We start from the raw sequence: 22,456 nt of genomic DNA on the forward strand, positions 1-22,456 counted from the left end.
GGCCGGTTGGGCTAAAGTTCGCGATCATGGACACGGGTTCGAACACGGTGACGCGTACGGAAGACTTCGGCACCCTCGCGGACGGCACCACCGTGCACCGCTGGACGCTGGAGCGCGGCGGCACGCGGGTGCGTGTGCTGACGTACGGCGCCGTCGTGCAGAGCGTCGAGGTGCCGGACCGGGACGGGGCGCGGGCCGGGGTGGCGCTCGGGCTGCCGGACCTCGCCTCGTACCAGCGGTACACCGGGCCCTACTTCGGTGCGTTGGTCGGGCGGTACGCGAACCGGATCGGCGGGGCGTCGTTCGTCCTCGACGGGCAGACGTACCAGGTCACGCGCAACGAGGGCCGCAATCATGTGCACGGCGGGGCCATCGGCTTCGACAAGCGCGTGTGGGACGCCCGCGAGCTCGCGGACGGGGTGGAGCTGTCCCTGGTCGCGGCGGACGGCGAGGAGGGCTTCCCGGGGCGGCTGGAGGTCTCGGTGGCCTACACGCTGGACGAGGACGGGGCGCTGCGGATCGCGTACCGGGCGACGACGGACGCGCCGACCGTGCTCAACCTGACCAATCACACGTACTGGAACCTGGCGGGCGCCGGTTCGGGCAGCGCGCTGGGCCAGCGGCTGCGGATCGCGGCGGGGCGGATCACCCCGGCGGACGGCCAGTCGCTGCCGACGGGCGAGTTCCTGCCGGTGGACGGGACCCGGTTCGACTTCCGGGAGCCGCGGCCGGTCTCCAAGGAGTTCGACCACAACTTCGTGCTGGACGAGGGTGTGGCCGGCCCGGTCGCCGAGTTGTACGACGAGGTGTCGGGGCGGGTGCTGACCGTCACGACGACGGAGCCCGGCATGCAGCTGTACACGGCGGACCACTTCGACGGGCAGCCGTTCGGGCCGTGTGCCGGCATCGCGCTGGAGACGCAGCACTTCCCGGACTCGCCGAACCGGCCGGAGTTCCCGAGCACGGTGCTGCGGCCGGGCGAGACGTACGCGTCGACGACCGTGTACGGGTTCTCGGTGCGCTGAGGCGCCGACGGGCCGGGGAAGGCCCGGAGCGGGGCGGTGACCGCTTCGGGTGCACATGCCCCTTACGGGCGATCTGACCTGCGGGAACGCCGATACTACAAGATCGCTAAGCGGCACCTGAGAGTGATTCCGGGGGGGTCTACGCGCGTTCGCGCAATGCGCCCCGTTCCACGCCCCCCAGGGTGGCCGCATGACTTCCAAGCCCGCCGGACCGACGTCCGGCCTGCCCTCCAGGCGCACCATGATCGCGGGCGCCGCCGCAGGCGCCGCCGCCCTCGCGACCACCTCCGTGACCCCGGCGGAGGCGGCTGCCCGCGGGCCCCTCACCGCCCCCGCCGCGGCCCCCGGCTCCGACTGGGCCGCCTGCCTGGGCGTCGCCCGCGCCATCCTCGTACGCGACGAGCAGGACGAGTCGCTGGTGCCGCACTACCGCGACGTCCTGCTCTCCAAGGGCCTGCCGCGCAGCGCCAAGGGCCGCCGGAAGGTGCTGATCGTCGGGGCCGGCCCGGCCGGGCTCACCGCCGCCCATCTGCTCCGCGAGGCCGGGCACACCGTCACCGTGATCGAGGCCAACGGCAACCGGGTCGGCGGCCGGATCAAGACCTTCCGCTCGGGCGGTCACGAGCACGCGAAGTCGCCCTTCGCGGACCCGAAGCAGTACGCCGAGGCCGGGGCGATGCGCATCCCGGACAGCCACCCGCTGGTCACCGGGCTGATGGACGACTTCGGGCTGAAGCGCCGCCGCTTCCACCTCGTCGACGTCGACGGCACGGGACAGCCCGCCGGCCACACCTGGATCCACGTCAACGGCATCCGGATGCGCAAGGCGGACTACGCGAAGAAGCCGCGTGCGGTCAACCGCTCCTTCGGGGTCCCCGCGGCCTTCGAGGACAAGCCCGCCTCGGCCATCGTGCGGGAGGCCTTCGCGCCCGTGCGCGCGGAGTTCGAGGGCAAGGAGGGGGCGGAGCTCGTCCAGGGCTGGGCCCGGGTCATCCAGCGGTACGGCCACTGGTCGATGTTCCGCTTCCTGACCGAGGCCGCCAAGCTCGACGAGCGCACCATCGACCTCATCGGCACCGTCGAGAACCTCACCTCGCGGCTCCACCTCGCCTTCGTGCACAGCTTCATCGGGGCCTCCCTGATCAGCCCGGACACCGCGTTCTACGAGCTGCCCGGCGGCACGGGGACACTGGCCGACGCGATGTACGCACGGGTCAAGGACCTGGTGCGGCTGGACCGCCGGGCGACCCGGATCAGTCACGGGGACGACGGCGTACGCGTCGAGACGGTGTCCGAGGGCCGTGACGGAAAGGTGGTGCGGGAGACCTTCACCGGCGACCGGGCGATCATCACCGTGCCGTTCTCCGGTCTGCGCCACGTGCCCGTCACACCCGCGCTCTCGTACGGCAAGCGGCGCGCGATCACCGAGGTCCACTACGACGCGGCCACCAAGGTGCTGCTCGAATTCAGCCGCCGCTGGTGGGAGTTCGAGGAGAAGGACTGGAAAAGGGAGCTGGAGGCGGTCCGCCCCGGGCTGTACGACGCGTACCGGCTCGGCAAGGCGCCGGCGGACGGCTCCCTGCTGGGCGCACACCCCTCCGTACCGTCCGGCCACCTTCCGCCCGGACAGCGCACCCACTACGCGGCGCACCGCGCGACCGCGCGCAACCAGCCCGAGGCGGCCCATGTCGTCGGCGGCGGATCGGTCACCGACAACGCCAACCGCTTCATGTACCAGCCCTCCCACCCGGTGGACGGCAGCAGGGGCGGGGTCCTCCTCGCCTCGTACAGCTGGGCCGACGACGCCCTGAAGTGGGACTCCCTGGACGACGACGAGCGCTACCCGCACGCCTTGGCCGGGGTCCAGGACGTCTACGGGCAGCGCGTCGAGGTGTTCTACACCGGGGCGGGCGCCACCCAGTCGTGGATGCGCGACCCGTACGCGTACGGCGAGGCGTCCGTGCTGCTGCCCGGCCAGCACACCGAGCTGCTCGCCCATGTGCGCGCGCCCGAAGGGCCGTTGCACTTCGCGGGCTGCCACACGTCCGTCAAGCCCGCCTGGATCGAAGGGGCGTTGGAGTCCGCGGTCCGCGCGGCGCTGGAGGTGCACACCGGCTGACCCCTGCCGGTGAGCTCAGTCCACGCGGTACGGCGGCGGGGAGGCAACCGTTCCCTCGGCCTCCTCGTCGCCGGCGTCCGGATCGTCACCGACGCCGCTGCCCTCCCCCATCAGGTCGCGCGCCATCAGCGTGGCCCCGGCGACGGCCCCCGGCATCAGGAAGACGGCGACGAGGGGGACCAGGAAGGCGAGCCCCAGCGGCACGCCGAAGCCGAGGACCAGCAGGCGGCGGCCGCGCAGCAGGACGAGCCGGTCCTTCAGCACCAGCCCGCGGCGCTGGAGCGCGACGGCGGTCAGTTCCTCGGCGAGGAAGTAGCCCGTGACGCAGAAGCCGAGGAGCGGGACGACGGTCTGGCCGGCGACCGGGACGAATCCGAGGGCGAAGAGCAGGACGGCGTACAGCGCGACGCGCACCAGGACGCGCACGCTGTCGCGGGCGGAGATCCACAGCTCCCGCCAGAGCGGCAGCCCCGACCCGTGGACCTCGCCGCCCTCGGCCCGGTCCACCTCCTCGGAGAGCGACTCGTAGAACGGCTGCCCGACGAGCAGGGTCACGGCGGTGAAGGTGATGACGGCCAGGAAGAGGCCGAAGGCGAAGACCAGCACGGTCAGGGTGGTGCGGAGCAGACCGAGCCAGGGCGAGGACCAGTCGTCGGCGAAGGGCGTCGCCCAGTCCGCCAGGTCGTCGGCCCCGTAGCCGAGGCCGACGAGGGCGCCCGCGTACAGGACCAGGGTGATCAGGCCGGGCAGCAGCCCGATGCCGAACCACCTGCCGTGCCGGGCGACCCAGCGCTGCCCCTTGATCAGATAGCCGAAGCCCGCCCCGAGATCACGCATGGCGTCAGGGTAACGGGGCGGGGGGCAGGCCCTCCTCGCGGGAGGGGCCGCCGTCAGACGAGGCGGATCATGTTCCAGGACATGGGCTCAAGCGTGGCCCGCAGGACTCCCCCGTCGAGCGCCGTGCCCTCGGCCGGGTGCGGGGCGACCCGCCCCGGCTCGGCGAGGGTGTTGCGGGCGTCCGGGTCCGCGTCGGCAAGGACCTGGTGCTCGGCGATCCCCGTCAGGCCGAGGCCGTGCAGGGCGACTTCGAGCGGGAGGGCCGCGTCCTGACCGCGGTTGACCGCGAAGACGGTGACCGCGCCGCTCTCCGGGTCGCGCACGGCGGTGGCGTGCAGCAGATCCGTCTCGCCGTACCGGGCCGTCCCGTACGTGGGCGAGTCCACCCGCACGTCCAGGACCTGGCCCCGCCCGTGCCGGGAGGCCTGCGCGAACGGGAAGGACGTCGTCTGCCGCCAGGCCGGGCCGCCGGGCTCGGTCATGATCGGGGCGATCACGTTGACCAGCTGGGCCAGGCAGGCCACGGTCACCCGGTCGGCGTGGCGCAGCAGGGCGATGAGCAGGGTGCCGACCACGACGGCGTCGGTGACCGAGTAGGTGTCCTCCAGCAGACGGGGCGCCTCGGGCCAGTCGAGGGGGTTCGCCTCGGCCTCCCGCAGGCTGCGGGTCATGTACCAGACGTTCCACTCGTCGAAGGAGAGGTTGATCTTCTTCGTGGACTTCAGCCGCGCCCCGACGTGGTCGCAGGTGGCGACGACGTCCTCGATGAAGGACTCCATGTCCACGGCGGACGCGAGGAACGAGTCGCGGTCGCCGTCCAGTTCCTCGTAGTAGGCGTGCAGCGAGACGTAGTCGACGAGGTCGTAGGCCGCGGCGAGGACCGTCGCCTCCCAGGCGGCGAACGTGGGCATGGACCGGCTGGAGGAGCCGCAGGCGACGAGTTCGACGGACGGGTCGATCTGCCGCATCGCGCGGGCCGTCTCGGCGGCGATCCGGCCGTACTCCTCGGCGGTCTTGTGGCCGGTCTGCCAGGGACCGTCCATCTCGTTGCCCAGGCACCAGAGCCTGATGCCGAAGGGGTCCTTGTCGCCGTGGGCGATGCGGCGCTCGGAAAGTGCGGTGCCGGCCGGGTGGTTGGCGTACTCCTGGAGTTCGACGGCTTCCTGGACGCCCCGGGTGCCGAGGTTCACGGCCATCATCGGCTCGGCCTGCGGGCCGATCTTCCTGCAGAAGGCGATGTACTCGGAGAGGCCGAAGCGGTTCGTCTCGGTGGAGCGCCAGGCGAGGTCGAGGCGGCGCGGCCGCTCGTCGGCGGGGCCGACACCGTCCTCCCAGCGGTAGCCGGAGACGAAGTTGCCGCCGGGGTAGCGGATGGCGGTGACGCCGAGTTCGCGGACCAGTTCCAGAACGTCGGTGCGCAGTCCGGCTTCGTCGGCCGAGGGGTGGCCGGGCTCGTATATGCCTCCGTAGACGCAGCGGCCGAGGTGTTCCACGAACGAGCCGAAGAGGCGGGGGTCGACCTCGCCGACCGTGAACGCGGGGTCGAGGGTGAAGCGGGCGGTGCGGGTCATGACGTCCTCAGGGGTGTCGGTACGGATGCCGGCAGGGGCCGCTGCCCGGCCAGGGGTCGGGTGCCGCACCTCGGTGCGGGGGCCGGCCGGGGCGGGGGAAGGCGTCCCGCGTCGCGATCAGGCGCCTGCGACGCGGGCCAGGTCGTCCCGTGCCCGCTCCCATACCCGCCCCACCGTTCGACATATCGAATGCTGCCCGCCACCGCGAACGGACCGTAGAGTCGAAGCGCTTCCGCGTCAACGGGTCACGCAAGAATTCCGTCCCCGTGTCCGGTATGCCGGACACGAGGACGGACGCCTGGCGCCGAAAGACCGAGGGCCGCACCCCTGGCGGGTGCGGCCCTCGGTCGGGTACGGCGGTGCGGGCGGTCAGCCGAGGGAGACGATCATCTTCCCGGTGTTCTCGCCGCGGAGCAGTCCGAGGAAGGCCTCGAAGCCGTTCTCGATGCCCTCGACGACGGTCTCGCGGTACTTGAGCTCGCCGGAGCCCAGCCAGCCGGCGACCTCCTGGACGAACTGCTCCTGGAGGTCGGCATGGTCGCCCACGAGCATGCCCTGCAGGCGCAGCCGCTTGCCGATGACGAGCGCGAGGTTGCGCGGGGCGGGGGTCGGCTCGGTGGCGTTGTACTGGGCGATCATGCCGCAGATCGTCGCCCGGCCGTGCACGTTGAACGAGGAGATCGCGGCTTCGAGGTGCTCGCCGCCGACGTTGTCGAAGTAGACGTCGATGCCGTCGGGGGCGGCCTCGCGCAGCTGCTGCGCGACGGGGCCGTTCTTGTAGTTGAAGGCGGCGTCGAAGCCGTACTCCTCGACGAGCAGCTTGACCTTCTCGTCGGAACCGGCGGAGCCGATGACGCGCGAGGCGCCCTTGATCTTCGCCATCTGGCCGACCTGGCTGCCGACGGCTCCGGCGGCTCCGGAGACGAAGACCGCGTCACCCTCCTTGAAGGAGGCCACGTCGAACAGGCCCGCGTAGGCGGTGAGTCCGGTCATGCCCAGCACGCCGAGGTAGGCGGAGAGCGGGGCCAGGGAGGCGTCGACCTTCACCGCGTGCTTGGCGGGGACGTCGGCGTACTCGCGCCAGCCGAGACCGTGCAGGACGTGGTCGCCGACCGCGAAGCCCTCGGCGCCGGACGCCACGACCTCGCCGACCGCGCCGCCCTCCATGGGGTGGTCCAGCTTGAACGGCGGGGTGTACGACTTCACGTCGTTCATCCGGCCGCGCATGTACGGGTCGACCGAGAAGTGCAGGTTGCGGACGAGGATCCGGCCCTCGGCGGGAGCGCTGACCGGAGCCTCACGCAGTGCGAAGTCCTCGGCCTTCGGCCAGCCGTGCGGACGGGCTACGAGGTGCCATTCGCGGCTGGACGTGGGAAGAGCTGCAGACATGGGCTCGGTGTCTCCTCGATGTCTAGGGAGTGCGGGAAGCCGTTCGGCCGGAGCAGAAAAGCTTCATCATGTGAAACAACCATGCGCCTGGATATTTCACCTTGTCAAGTAACCGGCTATCCTGGGTGTCATGGCCACCACTCGTACGGACCCGCTGACCCTCGAAGTCGTCGAGCTGATCGGCGCGGTCGTGGCTCGGTACCACGAGGAGTACGAGCAGGCAGCGGCCGCCCACAGCCTCACCGGCGCCCAGGCCCGGGTCCTCGGACTGCTCTCCCTGGATCCCCTGCCGATGCGCCGGATCGCCCAGAAGCTCAAGTGCGAGCCGTCGAACGTGACCGGGATAGTCGACCGTCTTGAGGCGCGCGGCCTCGTGGAGCGGCGGCCCGACCCGGGTGACCGGCGGGTGAAGCTGGCCGCCCCCACGGAGAAGGGCGCCCGGACGGCCCGCGAGCTCCGCGACTCCCTCGACTTCGCCCGCGAGCCGCTGGCCGGCCTCTCCGACACGGAGCGCGCGGTGCTGCGGGACCTGCTGCGCCGGATGCTCGGCGGGGAACCGCCCGCCGAGGCCTGAGGCTGTCGACCGTGCGCGACGAGGGGGTCGCGCACCGGGACGTCAAGCCCGCCGACATCCTGATGGCGACGTCGCGCGGTGAACAGGCTTCTCCTGGTCGCACGCTCGGGCCGGCGGCACGACCGCAGGAGCCAGCGGGTCCCGCCCACGGCAGTGCCGGGGAGCCGGGCACGCGGTCACCGGCGCCGGTGTGGAACCGTTGACTCCATGACCGCTGCCGCTCCCTTCGGGCCCCGCGAGTTCCAGCTCGTCCTGCTGCGCCGGATGGCCGACCACCAGCCCGGCCTCGTCGAGGACGCCCGGCACGAACTGGGCGCCACGCTCGCCGAGATGCGGGAGGCCAACCGCCGCTGGCAGGCGAGGGCCCGGGCACCGCGGGGGCGCGGGGCGCTGCGCCGCTACCGCGAGGTGCTCGGCGAGCCCGAGTCGTCCGTGCGCCGCACGATCGGCGACCTGGAGTGCGACGCCCTGTTCTGGCCGGTGCCGCTCTGGCCCGGCCTGCGGTTCGAGGTGATGGTGGCGCCGGGCGGGGCGGTCTGGAACGAGTGGCTGGTCCGGGCCCCGGGCGCGGACGCTCCGGTGCTCGGCCCGGCCGGGGACCTCCGCCCCTGGTCGTGCACCGTGGACGAGGTGGCCCGGGCCTTCGCACCGGCCCGCCCGATGGAGGGCAGCGCGCCGACCCGCTGGGCCCTCGCGATCACCGACGGGGCCACCGGCCTCCCGTACGTCGCCGAGTTCACCTGGGGGCTCTTCCAGCGGCTGCTCCCCGCCTCGCCGGGCGACTGAGCGCGGGCCCTCCCCACGCGGCCGACGAGCCGTCAGCTCCGTCCCCCCTCCGGCGTACCCCAACGCGCACGATGCCCTCGAACGGCGCACGATGCGAAGAGAACCGGCTGCCCGTCGGTCCCCCCATCAGCGCTCTCGGGAGAGAACCTGCCGTGACCGTCAGCCTTGAGCAGTTGCGCCGTTGCCATCTCGCCGTCGACCTCGGGGCCGCCCGGACCCGGGTGTACGTCAAAGGGCCCGGGCTCGTCGTCGACGAGCCGAGCGTCGCCGCCGTGAACACCCGTACCGGCTCGCTCATCGCCGTCGGCACACTCGCCGAACAGATGACGGGCCGCACCCCCGACTACATCCGGGTGGCCCGCCCGGTCTCCGGCGGAACCGTCGTCGACATCGAGATGGCCCAGCGCATGCTGCGCCACCTGCTCGGCGAGAAGCTCCGCCGCCAGCTGCGCCGCAAGCCCTGGCTGCGCGCCGCCGCCTGCACCCCGCACGACAGCGATCCGCTCGCCCGGCGCGCCGCCGTGGAGACCCTGGTCGGCCTCGGCGCGCGCCGGGTCGAGCTCGTCGACACCCTGATCGCGGCGGCCGTCGGCTGCGGGCTGCCGGTCGAGCAGCCGACCGCCACCATGATCATGGTGTGCGGGGCCGCGACCACCCAGATCGCGGTGCTCTCGCTCGGCTCGATCGTGACCGCGGTGCGCATCCCGGTCGGCGGCGACGCCATCGACCACGCGGTGATCCAGCACCTGCGCCAGTACCACGAACTGATGCTGCCCAGCCACTCCGTGCGCCCCCTCCAGCTGGCGCTCAGCGACGACGGGCTGGCCGCGCCCGGGACCTCCGTGACCGAGATCCACGGCCGGGACGTGGCGACCGGTCTGGCCCGCTCCGTACAGGTCGACACCGCCTCCGTGCGCAAGGCCCTGCACAGCCCGCTCACCGCGGTCCTCGACGGCCTGGGCAAGGTCCTGCGGGACTGCCCGCCCGATCTCGTCGCCGACCTCGCCGACTGCGGGATCATGATGGTCGGCGGCAGCGCGCTGCTGCCCGGCCTGGACCAGATGCTGCGCGAGGCGACGGGCATGCCGGTGCACATCGCCGAGCGGCCGGACGTCTGCTCCGTCCTCGGGCTCGGCGCCATGCTGGACGGCCGGATCAGCCCCATGGTCCTCGACCCGCTCGCCGCCTGAGTCCCGCGGGCACGGCGGATGACCGACGAACCGCACGAGGAGGCGTCCAGCGGCGGGATCCCCCGGTCACCGCGGCTGCGGATGCTGCTGGAGGCGGTGCTGGGCGTCGGCACCGACCTCGAACTCCGGGCCACCCTGCAACAGGTCATCGACACCGCCACCGCGCTCACCGGGGCCCGCTACGGCGCGCTCGGGGTCCTGGACCCCGGGCGCGGCACGATCAGCGAGCTGTTCGTCACCGGGATGAGCGAGAGCGAGCAGGCGGCCGTCGGCCCCTTCCCCGACGGCCACACGGGCCTGCTCGGCGCGCTCGTCGAGCGGGCGGAGCCGCTGCGCTGCGACGACCTCCCCGGCGACCCGCGCTCCCGCGGTGTGCCGCCCGGCCACCCCGCGATGCGCTCCTTCCTCGGCGCCCCGATCCGGGTGCACCGCAAGGTCTTCGGGAACATCTACCTCGCCGAGAAGAGCACCGGGCACTTCAGCGACACCGACATGACGCTGCTCCGGGTCCTCGCCGCGCAGGCCGGCATCGCGATCGGCAACGCCCGGCTGTACGAGGGCGCACGGCAGCGGGAGCGCTGGATCGAGGGCGCGGCAGCGGTCACCCGCTCGCTGCTGACCGGCGGGAGCGCCTCCGACGCCCTGATGACCGTGGCCGAACGGGCCAGGATCCTCAGCGACGCGTCGGCCGGGGTGATTCTCCAGCCCGACGAGGAGGGCGGCATGGAGATCGTCGTCGCGTCCACCCTGGAGGACCCGGCCGGCCTGGTGGGCACGGCCATCGCCCCGGGCTCTCCCGTCCTGGTCCAGCTGCTGGGCGGCGAGGCGGTCTTCCTCGACGACTCGGCGACCGATCCGCGCATGACCACCCCGGTGCGCTCCCGCTTCGGCCCCAGCATGATGCTGCCCCTGCAGAGCGGCGGGCGGCTGATCGGCACCCTCGCCCTGCCCCGGCGGCGCGGCGCCCGGCCGTACACCGACGTGGACCGGCTGCTGGCCTCCCAGTTCGCCTCGCAGGCCGCGCTCGCCCTGGTCCTGGCGGACTCCCAGCACGACCGCGAGCAGCTCGCGGTGTACGAGGACCGGGACCGGATCGCCCGCGATCTGCACGATCTCGTCGTCCAGCGGCTGTTCGCCACCGAGATGATGCTGGAGTCGACCCGCCGCCGGGCCGGCGGCGGGGAGACGGACGAGCTGCTCGGCAGGGCCGTCGACGAGCTGGACTCCACGATCCAGGAGGTGCGGACGGCCATCTTCGCCCTTCAGCAGCCGCCCGCCGAGGCGCCGGCCACCTTCCGCGGCCGGGTGCTGCGGGAGACCAGCGGCGCGGCCGCGGTGCTCGGGTTCCAGCCCTCGGTGCACTTCGCCGGGGCGGTGGACGCCCTCGTGCGGGACCCGGTGGACGGGCGGCTGCTCGCCGCGCTGCGGGGCGCGCTGGCGGCGGCGCACCGGCGGACCGGGGTGTCGGAGATCGAGGTGGAGGTGGACGCGACGGCCGTGCTGCCCGACGGCCGGGCGGCGGTCCGCCTCTCGGTCGCCGACGACGGGCGCGAGCCGGACGGTGCGCGCGCGCCGGCCGTCATCTGGCAGGCGCCGCTCTGAGCGCGATCCTGGTGCTGGAGTGGGCGACGCCGGCCTCACGCTTGAGCCGGCGCAGCAGCCCGTCCAGGGCCGCGGTGTCGGCCGCCGTGGCCCGTACGAGGTAGTCGTGGCCGCCCGTCACGTGCACCACCTCGGTGATGCCGGGCAGGGTCAGCACCGCCCGTTCGAACACCTCGTGCGTGGTGTCCGTCCGCAGCGTCACGTCGATGAAGACGACGAGTCCGGTCCTGGTGTCGGCGGCCGGGTCGATGATCACGGTGAAGCCGCGGATGACGCCGTCGCGGCGCAGCCGGCGCACCCGGTCGGCGGCCGCGTTGGCACTGAGCCCGACCCGGGCGCCCAGATCGCGGTACGAGATCCGCGCGTCCTCCTGGAGGGCGCCGAGGATTTCCCTGTCCAGACGGTCCATGCCGCGATTGTCCCAGCTTCGGGCGGATCGCGACTGCGGAGACGGCGGCCGCCCGGTGCGGGTCCGCGTTGCGGGCCTCTCGTTCGGAGTAACCCGACGGGCTCAGGACCCGCTTCCGCCCTTGACTGGCCGTGTGGATACCGCAGTGAAGCAGTCACCAGCCCCGGTCGCCGAGAAACCTTCCGGTGCCTACCGCAACCTCGCGATGGCCACGGTCGGCTTCGCGCTCACCTTCTGGGCCTGGAACCTGATCGCGCCCATGTCCGCGGACTACAAGGACCGGCTCGGTCTGAGTTCGTTCCAGCAGTCCCTGCTGGTCGCCGTGCCGGTGCTCGTCGGCTCGCTGGGCCGCATCCCGGTGGGCGCGCTCACCGACAAGTACGGTGCGCGGCTGATGTTCCCCCTGATCTCCGCACTCACCGTCGTGCCGGTGCTGCTGCTGATCCCGGCGAAGGACTCCTACGGGGCGATGCTGGCCGTGGGCTTCCTGCTGGGGCTGGGCGGGACGACGTTCGCGATCGGCATCCCCCTGGTCAACTCCTGGTTCCCGCCCGCCGATCGCGGCCTCGCGCTCGGTGTGTTCGGCATGGGCATGGGAGGCGTCGCGCTGTCCGGCTACTTCACCCCGCGGATGGCCAAGCACGGCGACAACCTGCCGTTCCTCGTGGTCGCCGGTGCGCTCGTGGTGTACGCGGCGCTGGCGGCGGTGCTGGTCAACGACCGCCCTGGCCGCCAGGTGCCGACCGACACGTTGGCCCACCGGCTGGGCGCGGCGAGCCGGCTCCGGGTCACCTGGGAGCTGTCCGCGCTGTACGCGATCGGCTTCGGCGGCATCGTCGCGTTCGGCGTCTACCTGCCGACGTACCTGAAGACCTGGTACGAGCTCTCGCCGACCGACGCCGGAACGAAGGCCGCCGGGTTCGCCCTGGTCACGGTCGTCTTCCGGCCGATCGGCGGCTGGCTCTCGGACCGGATGCATCCGGCGCTCGTCACTGCCGCCGCCCTCGGCCTCGCCGCGCTGATGGCGATCGTCCAGGCCTTCGACCCGGACCTGACGCCCGGCGGCACGGTCGCCCTCCTCTGCATGGCGGCCGGCCTCGGCACCGCGAGCGGCAGCGTCTTCGCCCTGGTCTCGCAGGTGACACCGCAGGCGAAGGTGGGCAGCGTCACCGGCATCGTCGGCGCGATGGGCGGGCTCGGCGGCTTCGTGCCACCGCTGGTGATGGGGGCGATCTACAGCGCGAAGGGCTCCTACTCCATCGGCTTCATGCTGCTGTCCGACCTGGCGCTGGCGGGCTGCGTGTACGCGTACGGGCGGATGCGGACCATCCAGCGGGACGCCTGAGCCGGCGGGCGCGCGTGACGGTTCCGGTACGCCCGGGCCGGCCGGTACCGCCCGAGGTTCCGGTACGCCTGAGCCGGGCCCGGAATCGTTTTAGGGTTCGCAGGGTGATGCCACTTCTGCCTGCCCTCCAGGACGCGTCCGCCCCGGCGGCCGCCCGCGAAGCCGTCCGGTTCGACGACGTCTCCCTGACCTACGCACAGCTGGCCGCGGCGGCGGACGCGACCGCGGCCCGCATCGCCGGCGCGGGCCGGGTCGCCGTGTGGGCCACGCCCACCGCGCCGACCGTGGTCGCGGTGGTGGCCGCGCTGCGGGCGGGGGTGCCCGCCGTGCCGCTGAACCCGAAGACGGGCGAACGGGAACTGGCGCACATCGTCGCCGACAGCGCGCCGACGAGGGTGCTCGCCTCGGCCGCCGACGTGCTGCCGCCCGCACTGGCGGCCCTGGCACGGCTCGACGTGACCACGGACGGGGCCCCGACGGCCGCCGGGGCCGGGTTCCCCGAGCCGTCCCCCGAGTCCCCCGCCCTGGTCGTGTACACCTCCGGCACCACCGGTCCGCCCAAGGGAGCCGTCCTGCCGCGCCGGGCCGTCGCCGCCTCGCTGGACGCGCTGGAGGACGCCTGGCAGTGGACCGGGGACGACGTCCTCGTCCACGCCCTCCCGCTCTTCCACGTGCACGGGCTGATCCTCGGCGTCCTCGGCCCGCTGCGCCGGGGCGGCTCGGTGCGCCACCTCGGCCGGTTCTCCCCCGAGGGCGTGGCCCGGGAGCTGGGTTCCGGCGGCACGATGCTGTTCGGTGTCCCGACGATGTACCACCGGCTGGCGGACGCGCTGGCCGGGCCGTCGGCGCCGGGCGGCCTCGCGAAGGCCCTCGCGGGCGCCCGGCTGCTGGTCTCCGGTTCGGCCGCGCTGCCCGTCCACGACCACGAACGGATCGCGGCCGCGACCGGCCGCCGGGTCATCGAGCGCTACGGCATGACGGAGACCCTGATGAACACCGGCGTGCGGGCCGACGGCGCCCCGCGCCCCGGCACGGTCGGCGCGCCCCTGCGCGGCGTGGAACTGCGCCTGGTGGAGGAGGACGGCACCCCGTGCGCCGACCCGGCGTCCATCGGCGAGATCCAGGTGCGCGGCCCGAACCTGTTCACCGGATACCTGAACCGCCCCGACGCCACGGCCGCGGCGCTCACCGCCGACGGCTGGTTCCGCACCGGCGACATGGCCACGCTCGACCCCGACGGGTACGTACGGATCGTGGGCCGCAAGGCCACCGACCTGATCAAGAGCGGCGGGTACAAGATCGGCGCCGGCGAGATCGAGAACGCGCTCCTGGACCACCCGGGCGTCCGCGAGGCCGCCGTCACCGGTGAACCGGACCCGGACCTGGGCGAGCGGGTCGTCGCGTGGGTGGTGCCGGCCGACCCCGCGTCCCCGCCCACGGCCGCCGCGCTGGCGGACCACGTCGCGGCCCAGCTCTCCCCGCACAAGCGCCCGCGCACGGTCCGCTACCTGGACGCGCTGCCGCGCAACGACCTGGGCAAGATCATGAAGCGGTCCCTCCATGGCTGACCGGCTGACGGCCCGGGAGGCGATCGCCGCCCTCACCGCCGACTTCACCGAGTCCGCCGCACCCGCCGGGGACACCGCGGCCGACGGGCCGCTCGGCTGGACGGGGTACGCGGACTCCCGGTCCCGGGCCACCGCCCGCACCGGTGAGCAGGAATCCGTCGTCCACGGCACGGCCACGGTCGGCGGCCGGCCCTGCGTGCTCATCTCCTTCGAGTTCGGCTTCCTCGGCGGCTCACTCGGGCAGCGCACCGGCGACCGGCTGGAGGCGGCGTACGAGCAGGCCATCACCCGGCGGCTCCCCCTCGTCTCGCTCATCGCGACGGGCGGCAGCCGGATGCAGGAGGGCATGATCGCGCTCACCCAACTGCACCGGGTGGCCCGTGCGTCGGCCCGGCTGCGCGCGGCCGGTCCGGCGCAGCTCGCGGTCCTGCGCGACCCGACGACCGGCGGCGGCTGGGCGACCCTGGGCGCGGGCGCCGATGTGATCCTGGCGCTGCCCAGGGCGCAGATCGGTTTCGCGGGCTCCCGGGTGCGGCCGGCGGACGCGGATCCCGGCGCCTACACCGCCGAGGGCCAGCTGGCGGCCGGCCAGATCGACGCGGTCGTCCCGCCCTCCGGGCTGCCGGCCGCGGTGGGCCACTGGCTCCGGCTGCTCGCCCACCGCGACGCCCCGCCCCGGCCCGCCCCGGTGCCGGCCGCGCTCTCCTCGGCGGAGCTGCCCCGGACCGGCTGGGACGCCGTGCTCCGGGCGAGGTCCGCGTCCCGGCCGCACGCGGAGGCGTATCTGGACGCCTACTTCAGCCTGCGGCTCCCGTTGAGCGGGGACCGGTGCGGGGGCACGGACCCGGGGCTGCTCTGCGGATTCGGGCTGCGCGAGGGCGAGCCGGTCGCCTACGTGGCGCAGTGCGGCACCGCGACCCGCCCGGCCGGCTACCGCACCGCGGCCCGGGTGATCAGGCTGGCCGACCGGCTCGGGGTGCCGGTCCTCACCCTGGTCGACACCCCGGGTGCGGCCAACGACGCGGAGGCGGAGCGGGCCGGCGCGGGCGCGGCCATCGCCGACGCCTTCACCGCGATCGCGGCGGCCCGGGTGCCGGTCACGACCCTGGTGATCGGCGAGGGCGGATCGGGCGGGGCGCTGGCCCTGGCGGCGCCGGGCAACACGCATGTCACCGCGGACAGCTACTTCTCCGTCATCGCCCCGGAGCTCGCCGCGGCGATCCTGAAGCGCTCCCCCGACCAGGTGCGGGCCACGGCCGGCCAGCTTCGGCTGCGGCCGCAGGATCTGGTGGACCTCGGCGTCGCCCGCTCCGTCGTCCGGGCGGACCCGCCGGGGCGCTGACACCGTTCGGCGCGCAGGAGGAGCGAGGGGTGGCTAGCGTGGCAAAGGGGACGAATGGGGGCAACCATCACGCGAGGAGAGGACAGGTCATGGCCGCAGAAGCAGAGGGCACTCCGTGCTGGGCCGACGCGACGTTCAGCGACCTCGACGGGGCGAAGCGCTTCTACGGTGAGGTGCTGGGCTGGACGTACGGCGACTCACTTCCCGAGTTCGGCAACTACACGCAGGCCTATGTGGACGGCAAGGCCGTCGCCGCCCTGATGCCGCCCGTACCCGGCCAGGACGTACCGGCCGCCTGGTGCCTGTACCTGGCGTCGCCGGACGCGGCGGCCACCGCCGCGAAGGTGCGCGAGAACGGCGGCACGGTCCTGGTGGAGCCGATGCGGGTCGGTGAGTTCGGGACGATGGTGCTGGCGAGCGACCCGGGCGGCGCGGCGTTCGGGGTGTGGCAGGCGGGTACCCACGAGGGCTTCGAGGCGCGGGGTGTGCCCGGTGCCTTCAGCTGGGCCGAGATCTTCACCCGGGAGCCGGAGAAGGCGGACGCCTTCTTCCCGGCGGTCTTCGGGTACGGGGTGAAGCGCATGGACGACGACGCGGTCGACTTCCGGCTGTACGACCTGGGCGCGGACCCGGTCATGGGGCGCATGAAGATGACGGAGGACTTCCCGCCCGAGGTGCCGCCGTATCTGAACGTGTACTTCACCGTCGCGGACTGCGACGCGGCGGTGGAGAAGGCGAAGGCGCTCGGGGCGCAGCTCCGGTTCGGCCCGATGACCATGCCGTTCGGCCGGTTCGCCGCCCTGACCGACCCGCAGGGCGCCGCGTTCTCGCTGATCGACGGCACGACGACCGAGGGCGAGAAGCCCCAGCTCACGGACGTCTCCTGACCACCGCGAGGCGCGCCGCGGACGACGCACCCTCCCCCTGAGCTCCCCCGCCTGGGCCGGCCGCGTCGCCGCGTGCGGGGAGCAGGGGGCCGGCCCGGCGGCGCGGCATCTCCGGGCCGGGGCACCGGCACGGTGTGGGCCCCGTGGCGTCTTCGAGCCACGGGGCGCACACCGCTGACCGGCGGCCCTGCCGGTGCCATCCCTCAGGCGGCGGGGTGCCCGGGGGCGCGTCGTACGCCGACGGCGGCCACCAGCGCGCCGATGACGCACAGGGAACCGGCGACGAGCACGGAGGTGTGCACGCCGTTCATGAACGCCTGGTGGCTGCCCTCGATGACGGCGCTCCTGAGCGGGGCGGGCATGTCGCCGGAGACCGGGGCCACGCCCATGGCCACCGCGTCCTTCGCCTGCTCCAGGCCGGCGGCCGTGCCCGCGGGTACGCCCGCGGCGGTCAGTTCACCGGTCAGGGTGGAGCCGACCCGGCTGCTGATGAGCGACACCAGCACGGAGGTCCCGAGCGCGCCGCCCATCTGCAGTGCGGTCGCCTGCAGGCCGCCCGCCACACCGCCGTCCCTGACCGGCGCGTTGCCGACGATGGCGTCGGAGGAGGACGCCATCACCATGCCCACGCCCAGACCGAGCGCGATGAACGGCGGCCACATCGCGCCGTAGGAGGAGTCCGCGCTCCAGCCGAGCATCGCGAAGCAGGCGCCCGCCTGCAGGGCCATGCCGAGCGGCATGGTGAACCGGGGCCCGAACCTGCCCGTGAGCGCGGCCCCGAGCGGGGAGGCCACGACCGACGCGAGGCTCAGCGGCAGCGTGCGTACCCCGGCTTCCACCGGCGTGAACCCGCGCACGCTCTGCAGGTACAGCATGACGAAGAAGATCACGCCGAGCAGCACGAAGAAGTTCAGCGCCGTGACGACCGTGCCGATGGTCAGTGCCCGGTTACGGAACAGCCGCATGGGCAACAGCGGGGACGCGACCCGCTTCTCGTGGAGTCCGAAGGCGAGCAGGAGCGCCACACCGGCTCCCATGGCGCCGAGGGTGCCGCCCGAGGTCCAGCCCCACGTCTCGCCCTTGACGACACCGAACACGAGGGCGAGCAGCGCCACCGCCAGCAGGACGACACCGAGGATGTCGAACTTCTCGTCAGCGGCGGCGTCGTTCTTGGTCTGCGGCAGCACGATCATGCTGAAGACCAGCGCGATGACGCCGATGGGGGCGTTGATGTAGAAGACGGACTCCCAGTTGACGTGCTGGACGAGCAGGCCGCCGACGATGGGGCCGAGGGCGGTGGAGACCGACGACACCATGGCCCATATGCCGACCGCCATGCCGAACTTCTTGGGCGGAAAGACGGCACGCAGCATGCCGAGGGTGTTCGGCATCAGCAGGGCGCCGAAGAAGCCCTGCACCGCACGGAAGGTGATGACGCCCTCGATGGGCCCGGAGAGCCCGATGGCGACGGACGCCACGGTGAAGCCGGCGACACCGATCAGGTAGACGGTCCGGCGGCCGAAGCGGTCGCCGAACTTGCCGCCGAGGATCAGCGCGGCGGCGAGGGCGAGCAGGTAGGAGTTGGTGACCCACTGCAGCCCGGACGTGGAGGCCCCCAGGTCCCGGCCGATCTCGGGATTGGCGATCGAGACGACCGAACCGTCCAGACCGACCATGAAGAGGCCGAAGGCGACCGCGATCAGGGTCAGCCACGGCTTGGCCCGCAGACCACGGGGCCGGTCCACGGGTGGGGCTTGCGTCGGCGGGACGGAGGAGTCGGTGGTGACGGAGGGCATGGCTGTGCCTGTTCCTTGAGGAGTTCCGGAGATGGCGCGGACCGGTGGGGACACGGCCGCGGACGTACGGGACCGGCGACCGGCCGCACAAGGGGTACGGGGCGGCGACCGCGCGCGGGGATCACGCCGCGGTGCTCCGGGCCGTGACCGGACCGGAACGCGTGATCAGTGGCGTGCTCGCACGTGCTGGCCGAGTGCCGAGAGCGCGGACAGCGCGGAGCCGATGGCATCCAGCTCGCCGTCCGTCAGAGCATGCAGCGCCTGGGTGAGGTGGGCACTCAGCAACTGCTCGACGTCGGCGACCTGCTGCCGGGCGAGCGGGGTGAGGTGCAGGTGCGCGACCCTCTTGTCGGTCGGGTCCTGCCGGCGCTCCAGCAGCCCTTGCCCGGTCAGCTGAGTGACCAGGGCGCTGACGTTGTTCGGCTTCATCAGCAGGGCCTGCGCCGCCGCGCGCACGGTGACCCCGTCGTTGTCCTCGACGTGACGGAGCAGTGCGAGCTGCGCCTCAGAGGGCTTGGGGTGCGCGTAGTCCCGCGCGACCTGCCGGTCGAGAGCCCGGGTCAGCTCCGGCAGGCACGCCACGAGGCGTGCCGCCACGTGGTCGATGTCCTGGGTGGACGCATGGCGCTCGGGCATGCCGACAATATAGATATGCAGAGATAGCTACGTCAACATACCCACCGACTGAGGGTGTGACGTGGGTCATGGGGAACTCGTGTCACGAACGGAAGCGCGGCTTGCGTCTGCTGGTCGTCCGCACGGCGGAACGACCCACACGGAAGAGGCGGCAGAGCGATGAACACGACAGCAGCGGCGCAGCAGCACGAGGTCCTGGTCCTGGGCGCCGGATACGCCGGGGTCTCGGCCGCGATCCAGCTCGCGGCCCGCACCCGCAAGCGCGGCACCCTGCGCGTGACGCTCGTCAACCCGTACGAGACCTTCACCGAGCGGCTCCGGCTGCACATGACCGCCACCGGCCAGGAGACGGCCGCGATGAACATCCCGGAGCTGCTGGACGGGACCGGGGCCGGCTTCGTCCGCGGCTGGGTCACCGCCGTGGACGCCGAGGCGAAGACCGTCCGCGTCGACGACGACCGGGTCCTGCGCTACGACCCCCTGGTCTACGGGCTGGGCAGCATCGCGGACACCGTCGCCGTCCCGGGTGTGGACGACCACGCCTACACCCTCGACGGCCCGGAGGCCGCCGCCGCCCTCGCCGACCGGCTGACCCGGCTCGACCGGGGGACCGTCGTCGTCGTCGGCAGCGGCCTGACCGGCGTCGAGGCCGCCGCGGAGATCGCCGAACGGCACCCCCGCCTCCAGGTGGTGCTGCTGGGCCGGGCGGAGCCGGGCGCGACCATGCACCCGAAGGCCAAGGCCCACCTGGACGCGGCGCTCGCCCGGCTCGGCGTGCGGGTGCGCGGCGGCGTCGAGGTGGTCAAGGTACTGCCGGACAGCGTCGAACTGGCGGACGGCACGAGCATCCCGGCGGCCGCGGTGCTGTGGACCAGCGGCACGCGGGTCTCGCCGCTGGCCGCCGCCGCGGGCCTGAGCGTCGACGAGCGCGGCCGGGTGGTCACCGACAGCGCGCTGCGCTCGGTCTCCCACCCGGACGTCTTCGCCGTGGGCGACGCGGCGGCGATCCGTCAGGGCTACGGTGTGATGCACGGAACCTGCCAGAGCGGCATGCCCTCCGGCGTGCACGCGGCTCTCTCGATCCTGCGGGTTCTCGCCGGCAAGGAGCCCAAGCCCTTCCGCTTCGGCTACTACCACACGCCCGTCAGCCTGGGCCGCAAGGACGCCGTCGTGCAGTTCACCCGCCCCGACGACAGCCCGCGCCGGATCGTCCTGACCGGCAAGCGGGCCGTGACGTACAAGGAGACGGTCACCGCCTCACCCTGGCCCACCTTCGCCCGCATGAAGAGGATGCCCGCCTCGGGCGCCCTCTGGCCGCACGGCGGCCGCTACACCCGGATCAGGAGCGCCAAGTGACCCAGCCTCGGCAGGCCGGCCCCGACCAGCTCGCCTTCCAGCAGTACCGCACCCTGCTCTTCTCCGTCGCCTACCGCATCCTCGGCTCCGCCGCCGACGCGGAGGACGTGGTCCAGGACGCGTGGCTCAAGTGGTCGGCGGCCGACCGTTCCCAGGTCGCCGACCCCAAGGCCTATCTGACCCGGATCGCCTCCAACCTCTCGATGGAGCGGCTCCGTTCCACCCGCCACCAGCGCGAGACCTACGTCGGGCCCTGGCTGCCGGAGCCGATCCTCACCGGCCCGGACACCGCCGACGAAGTCGCCGCGGCGGATACGGTCTCCATGGCCCTGCTGGTCGTCCTGGAGACACTGAGCCCCCTGGAGCGCGCGGTCTTCGTGCTGAAGGAGGCCTTCGCCTTCAGCTACGCGGAGATCGCGGACGCGGTGGAGCGCTCGGAGCCGGCGGTCCGGCAGGCCGCGCACCGTGCCCGCGAGCACGTCCAGGCCCGTCGGCCCCGCTTCACCGCGGACCGCACCCGCCAACGCCACGTCGCCGAACGCTTCTTCGCGGCGGCGACGGGCGGCGACATCAACACCCTCATGGAGCTGCTCTCCCCGGACGTGACCCTGTGGACCGACGGCGGCGGCAAGGTCCGCCAGGCCCTCAAGCCGGTCGTCGGCCTGGACACCGTGGCCCGCTGGTTCGCCGCGCTGGGCACCATGACCTATCAGGGCGTCGAGCCCGGGCAGATGCGGGCGGAGCTCACCTGGATCAACGGCGGCCCGGGCGTGGTCTTCCGCGGGCCGGAACGCGTGATCGCCACGCTGACCTTCGACTTCGACGCGGAGAGCCGCATCTTGGCCATCCGCAACGTGGCCAACCCCGACAAGCTCCACGCCGTGGCCGGCGGCACCCGGCACCCACTCTCCTGAGCACCTTCCACGCCGGAACGCCCGGCCGGGAGAACTCGGCCGGGCGTTAGGTCAGGCGAGGGTGAAGTCGCTTCGGATGACCCCGTATTCGGTGGGCTCCACCCAGCATGTGCAGGGGCGGCCGAGAAGTTCCGAAACATCAATGCCGAGTTGCCCCGCCAGATCGGCTGCACCGGTCCTGAACGTCCGGTCGGGGTCGTCGGTCGCCTGAAAGTGGGCAGTGGCTCCGCGCAGTTCTACGACGACATACGCGACACGCCTTCCTTTTCGGGCAGGCTGGTCGTTGTCGTGCTGCCGATGGGCTTCATGGGCATCCATCGGCTGACCGCAGATTCCGCAGCACCCGTCCGTCATGAAATCTCGAGATCAGAAGGGAGGGTTATCGACAGGCCCTCTGCCCGAGTTCCAGAATTCATTCCAGCTCGCCCCTTCCTCCGTCGATTCGGTGGACGCGGTCAGCGATTCAACATTTTCACCCCACGCCGCAAGTGCGGAAATCGCCGCATCGCGGTATCCCTGCTTCGAGCTGACGCCCAATACATCCCTGATATCGGGAGCCAGCACGTCGATATAGGCCGCGAGTTCCGGGGCATCGAGGAGGTGGGTGGCAGCAAGTAGCGCGGCCTCAACCACATCCGTATGCGCATCAGAAATGTAAGGATGCACCCCTGTGAAGACAAGGGGACGAATCGCTCGCACTTCGCCGAACAGCGGATTGCGCTCCATCACCTCGGGACCGAACCACTCCTTGAGCTGACGCTCCCTCGAGACGCTCACGGCGTAGGCCACCTCGGCCAGCCACTCCAGCAGTTCGATTTCATGACGAGAGCTCATCGAGGACTCATCGCCGTGAGACTCCCCGAGGACCGCGGCAACATACACGGCGGCCTTAGGCGTTGCGGAGTAGAGCGACCCTTGATGAAGGAGATCATCCCAGAGGTGACGCAGGGCGCGGGCAGCCGCGTCGGGGGCACTGTCATGCGCAAGGCCGGCCAGCACCATGGGCGTTCCAGGCGCCGCCGACCCACCACCGTGCTCCAGACGCGACCAGTCCACACTCCTGAGGAATGCACGCGAGGCAGGCAGTTCATCATCCATTGGCCAAATTAT

Annotated in this window: 20 protein-coding genes; 12 read left to right on the forward strand and 8 right to left on the reverse strand. The window is 72.7% G+C overall.

The features are described from left to right. Window positions 1-26: 26 nt before the first annotated feature. A complete protein-coding gene (locus tag ABZ454_RS09095) occupies window positions 27-1,025 on the forward strand; it encodes an aldose epimerase family protein (RefSeq protein ID WP_359536769.1) in 999 nt (332 codons plus the stop codon). Between the two features lie 190 nt (window positions 1,026-1,215). Further along, on the forward strand, window positions 1,216-3,144 hold the full coding sequence (locus ABZ454_RS09100; protein ID WP_359536771.1) for an FAD-dependent oxidoreductase: 1,929 nt from the start codon (window positions 1,216-1,218) through the stop codon (window positions 3,142-3,144). Between the two features lie 15 nt (window positions 3,145-3,159). On the opposite strand, the gene ABZ454_RS09105 is transcribed toward ABZ454_RS09100, so the two are convergent. The 3 genes from ABZ454_RS09105 to ABZ454_RS09115 form a co-directional block, all read right to left on the reverse strand. Beyond that, entirely contained in the window at window positions 3,160-3,981 is an 822-nt protein-coding gene (locus tag ABZ454_RS09105) for an EI24 domain-containing protein (protein ID WP_359536773.1), read from the reverse strand. A gap of 53 nt (window positions 3,982-4,034) precedes the next feature. Beyond that, window positions 4,035-5,552 carry an alpha-N-arabinofuranosidase gene (locus ABZ454_RS09110; RefSeq protein ID WP_359536775.1) on the reverse strand — a complete coding sequence of 506 codons (1,518 nt, stop codon included), beginning with the start codon at window positions 5,550-5,552 and terminating at the stop codon, window positions 4,035-4,037. A 369-nt stretch (window positions 5,553-5,921) separates the two neighbouring features. Then, on the reverse strand, window positions 5,922-6,941 hold the full coding sequence (locus ABZ454_RS09115) for an NADP-dependent oxidoreductase (protein ID WP_356319684.1): 1,020 nt from the start codon (window positions 6,939-6,941) through the stop codon (window positions 5,922-5,924). Window positions 6,942-7,071: 130 nt separating this feature from the next. Here ABZ454_RS09115 and ABZ454_RS09120 point away from each other — a divergent pair, with 130 nt between their 5' ends. The 4 genes from ABZ454_RS09120 (at window position 7,072) to ABZ454_RS09135 (ending at window position 11,093) form a co-directional block, all read left to right on the forward strand. After that, complete coding sequence (locus ABZ454_RS09120) at window positions 7,072-7,515, forward strand: MarR family transcriptional regulator (protein WP_356319685.1); 444 nt, start codon at window positions 7,072-7,074, stop codon at window positions 7,513-7,515. A 207-nt stretch (window positions 7,516-7,722) separates the two neighbouring features. Beyond that, window positions 7,723-8,301: a hypothetical protein gene (locus ABZ454_RS09125; protein WP_359536778.1), complete on the forward strand. Its 579-nt coding sequence runs from the start codon at window positions 7,723-7,725 to the stop codon at window positions 8,299-8,301. A gap of 152 nt (window positions 8,302-8,453) precedes the next feature. Further along, window positions 8,454-9,491: a rod shape-determining protein gene (locus tag ABZ454_RS09130; protein WP_359536780.1), complete on the forward strand. Its 1,038-nt coding sequence runs from the start codon at window positions 8,454-8,456 to the stop codon at window positions 9,489-9,491. Window positions 9,492-9,509: 18 nt separating this feature from the next. Further along, window positions 9,510-11,093, forward strand: a complete 1,584-nt coding sequence (locus ABZ454_RS09135; RefSeq protein WP_359536781.1) for a GAF domain-containing protein — start codon at window positions 9,510-9,512, stop codon at window positions 11,091-11,093. Here the strand turns inward: ABZ454_RS09135 and ABZ454_RS09140 are convergent. After that, a complete protein-coding gene (locus ABZ454_RS09140) occupies window positions 11,071-11,502 on the reverse strand; it encodes an Lrp/AsnC family transcriptional regulator (protein WP_356319689.1) in 432 nt (143 codons plus the stop codon). The genes ABZ454_RS09135 and ABZ454_RS09140 overlap by 23 nt on opposite strands. Before the next feature lie 133 nt (window positions 11,503-11,635). Between ABZ454_RS09140 and ABZ454_RS09145 the strand changes: the two genes are divergently transcribed. The 4 genes from ABZ454_RS09145 (at window position 11,636) to ABZ454_RS09160 (ending at window position 16,644) form a co-directional block, all read left to right on the forward strand. Then, window positions 11,636-12,847: an MFS transporter gene (locus ABZ454_RS09145; RefSeq protein ID WP_359536784.1), complete on the forward strand. Its 1,212-nt coding sequence runs from the start codon at window positions 11,636-11,638 to the stop codon at window positions 12,845-12,847. A 107-nt stretch (window positions 12,848-12,954) separates the two neighbouring features. Continuing rightward, entirely contained in the window at window positions 12,955-14,415 is a 1,461-nt protein-coding gene (locus ABZ454_RS09150; protein WP_359536786.1) for an acyl-CoA synthetase, read from the forward strand. Next, entirely contained in the window at window positions 14,408-15,757 is a 1,350-nt protein-coding gene (locus ABZ454_RS09155; protein ID WP_359536788.1) for a carboxyl transferase domain-containing protein, read from the forward strand. The genes ABZ454_RS09150 and ABZ454_RS09155 overlap by 8 nt, the downstream gene beginning before the upstream one ends. Window positions 15,758-15,846: 89 nt before the next feature. After that, window positions 15,847-16,644 carry a VOC family protein gene (locus tag ABZ454_RS09160; RefSeq protein ID WP_359536789.1) on the forward strand — a complete coding sequence of 266 codons (798 nt, stop codon included), beginning with the start codon at window positions 15,847-15,849 and terminating at the stop codon, window positions 16,642-16,644. Between the two features lie 203 nt (window positions 16,645-16,847). On the opposite strand, the gene ABZ454_RS09165 is transcribed toward ABZ454_RS09160, so the two are convergent. Continuing rightward, window positions 16,848-18,440, reverse strand: a complete 1,593-nt coding sequence (locus tag ABZ454_RS09165) for an MFS transporter (protein ID WP_359536791.1) — start codon at window positions 18,438-18,440, stop codon at window positions 16,848-16,850. A gap of 165 nt (window positions 18,441-18,605) precedes the next feature. Next, the gene (locus ABZ454_RS09170) at window positions 18,606-19,076 is read right to left on the reverse strand and encodes a MarR family transcriptional regulator (RefSeq protein WP_359536793.1); all 471 of its coding nucleotides are present in this window, start codon (window positions 19,074-19,076) and stop codon (window positions 18,606-18,608) included. A gap of 159 nt (window positions 19,077-19,235) precedes the next feature. Here ABZ454_RS09170 and ABZ454_RS09175 point away from each other — a divergent pair, with 159 nt between their 5' ends. Both ABZ454_RS09175 and ABZ454_RS09180 read left to right on the forward strand, forming a co-directional pair. After that, window positions 19,236-20,432 carry an FAD-dependent oxidoreductase gene (locus tag ABZ454_RS09175; RefSeq protein ID WP_359536795.1) on the forward strand — a complete coding sequence of 399 codons (1,197 nt, stop codon included), beginning with the start codon at window positions 19,236-19,238 and terminating at the stop codon, window positions 20,430-20,432. Then, window positions 20,429-21,346: an RNA polymerase sigma-70 factor gene (locus tag ABZ454_RS09180; RefSeq protein ID WP_359536796.1), complete on the forward strand. Its 918-nt coding sequence runs from the start codon at window positions 20,429-20,431 to the stop codon at window positions 21,344-21,346. The genes ABZ454_RS09175 and ABZ454_RS09180 overlap by 4 nt, the downstream gene beginning before the upstream one ends. A gap of 51 nt (window positions 21,347-21,397) precedes the next feature. Here ABZ454_RS09180 and ABZ454_RS09185 read toward each other — a convergent pair whose 3' ends face one another. Further along, window positions 21,398-21,664: a hypothetical protein gene (locus tag ABZ454_RS09185; RefSeq protein ID WP_359536798.1), complete on the reverse strand. Its 267-nt coding sequence runs from the start codon at window positions 21,662-21,664 to the stop codon at window positions 21,398-21,400. A 48-nt stretch (window positions 21,665-21,712) separates the two neighbouring features. Then, window positions 21,713-22,444, reverse strand: a complete 732-nt coding sequence (locus ABZ454_RS09190) for a hypothetical protein (protein ID WP_359536800.1) — start codon at window positions 22,442-22,444, stop codon at window positions 21,713-21,715. Between the last annotated feature and the right edge of the window lie 12 nt (window positions 22,445-22,456).

This window comes from Streptomyces sp. NPDC005803 (assembly GCF_040630435.1).
Lineage (GTDB): Bacteria > Actinomycetota > Actinomycetes > Streptomycetales > Streptomycetaceae > Streptomyces.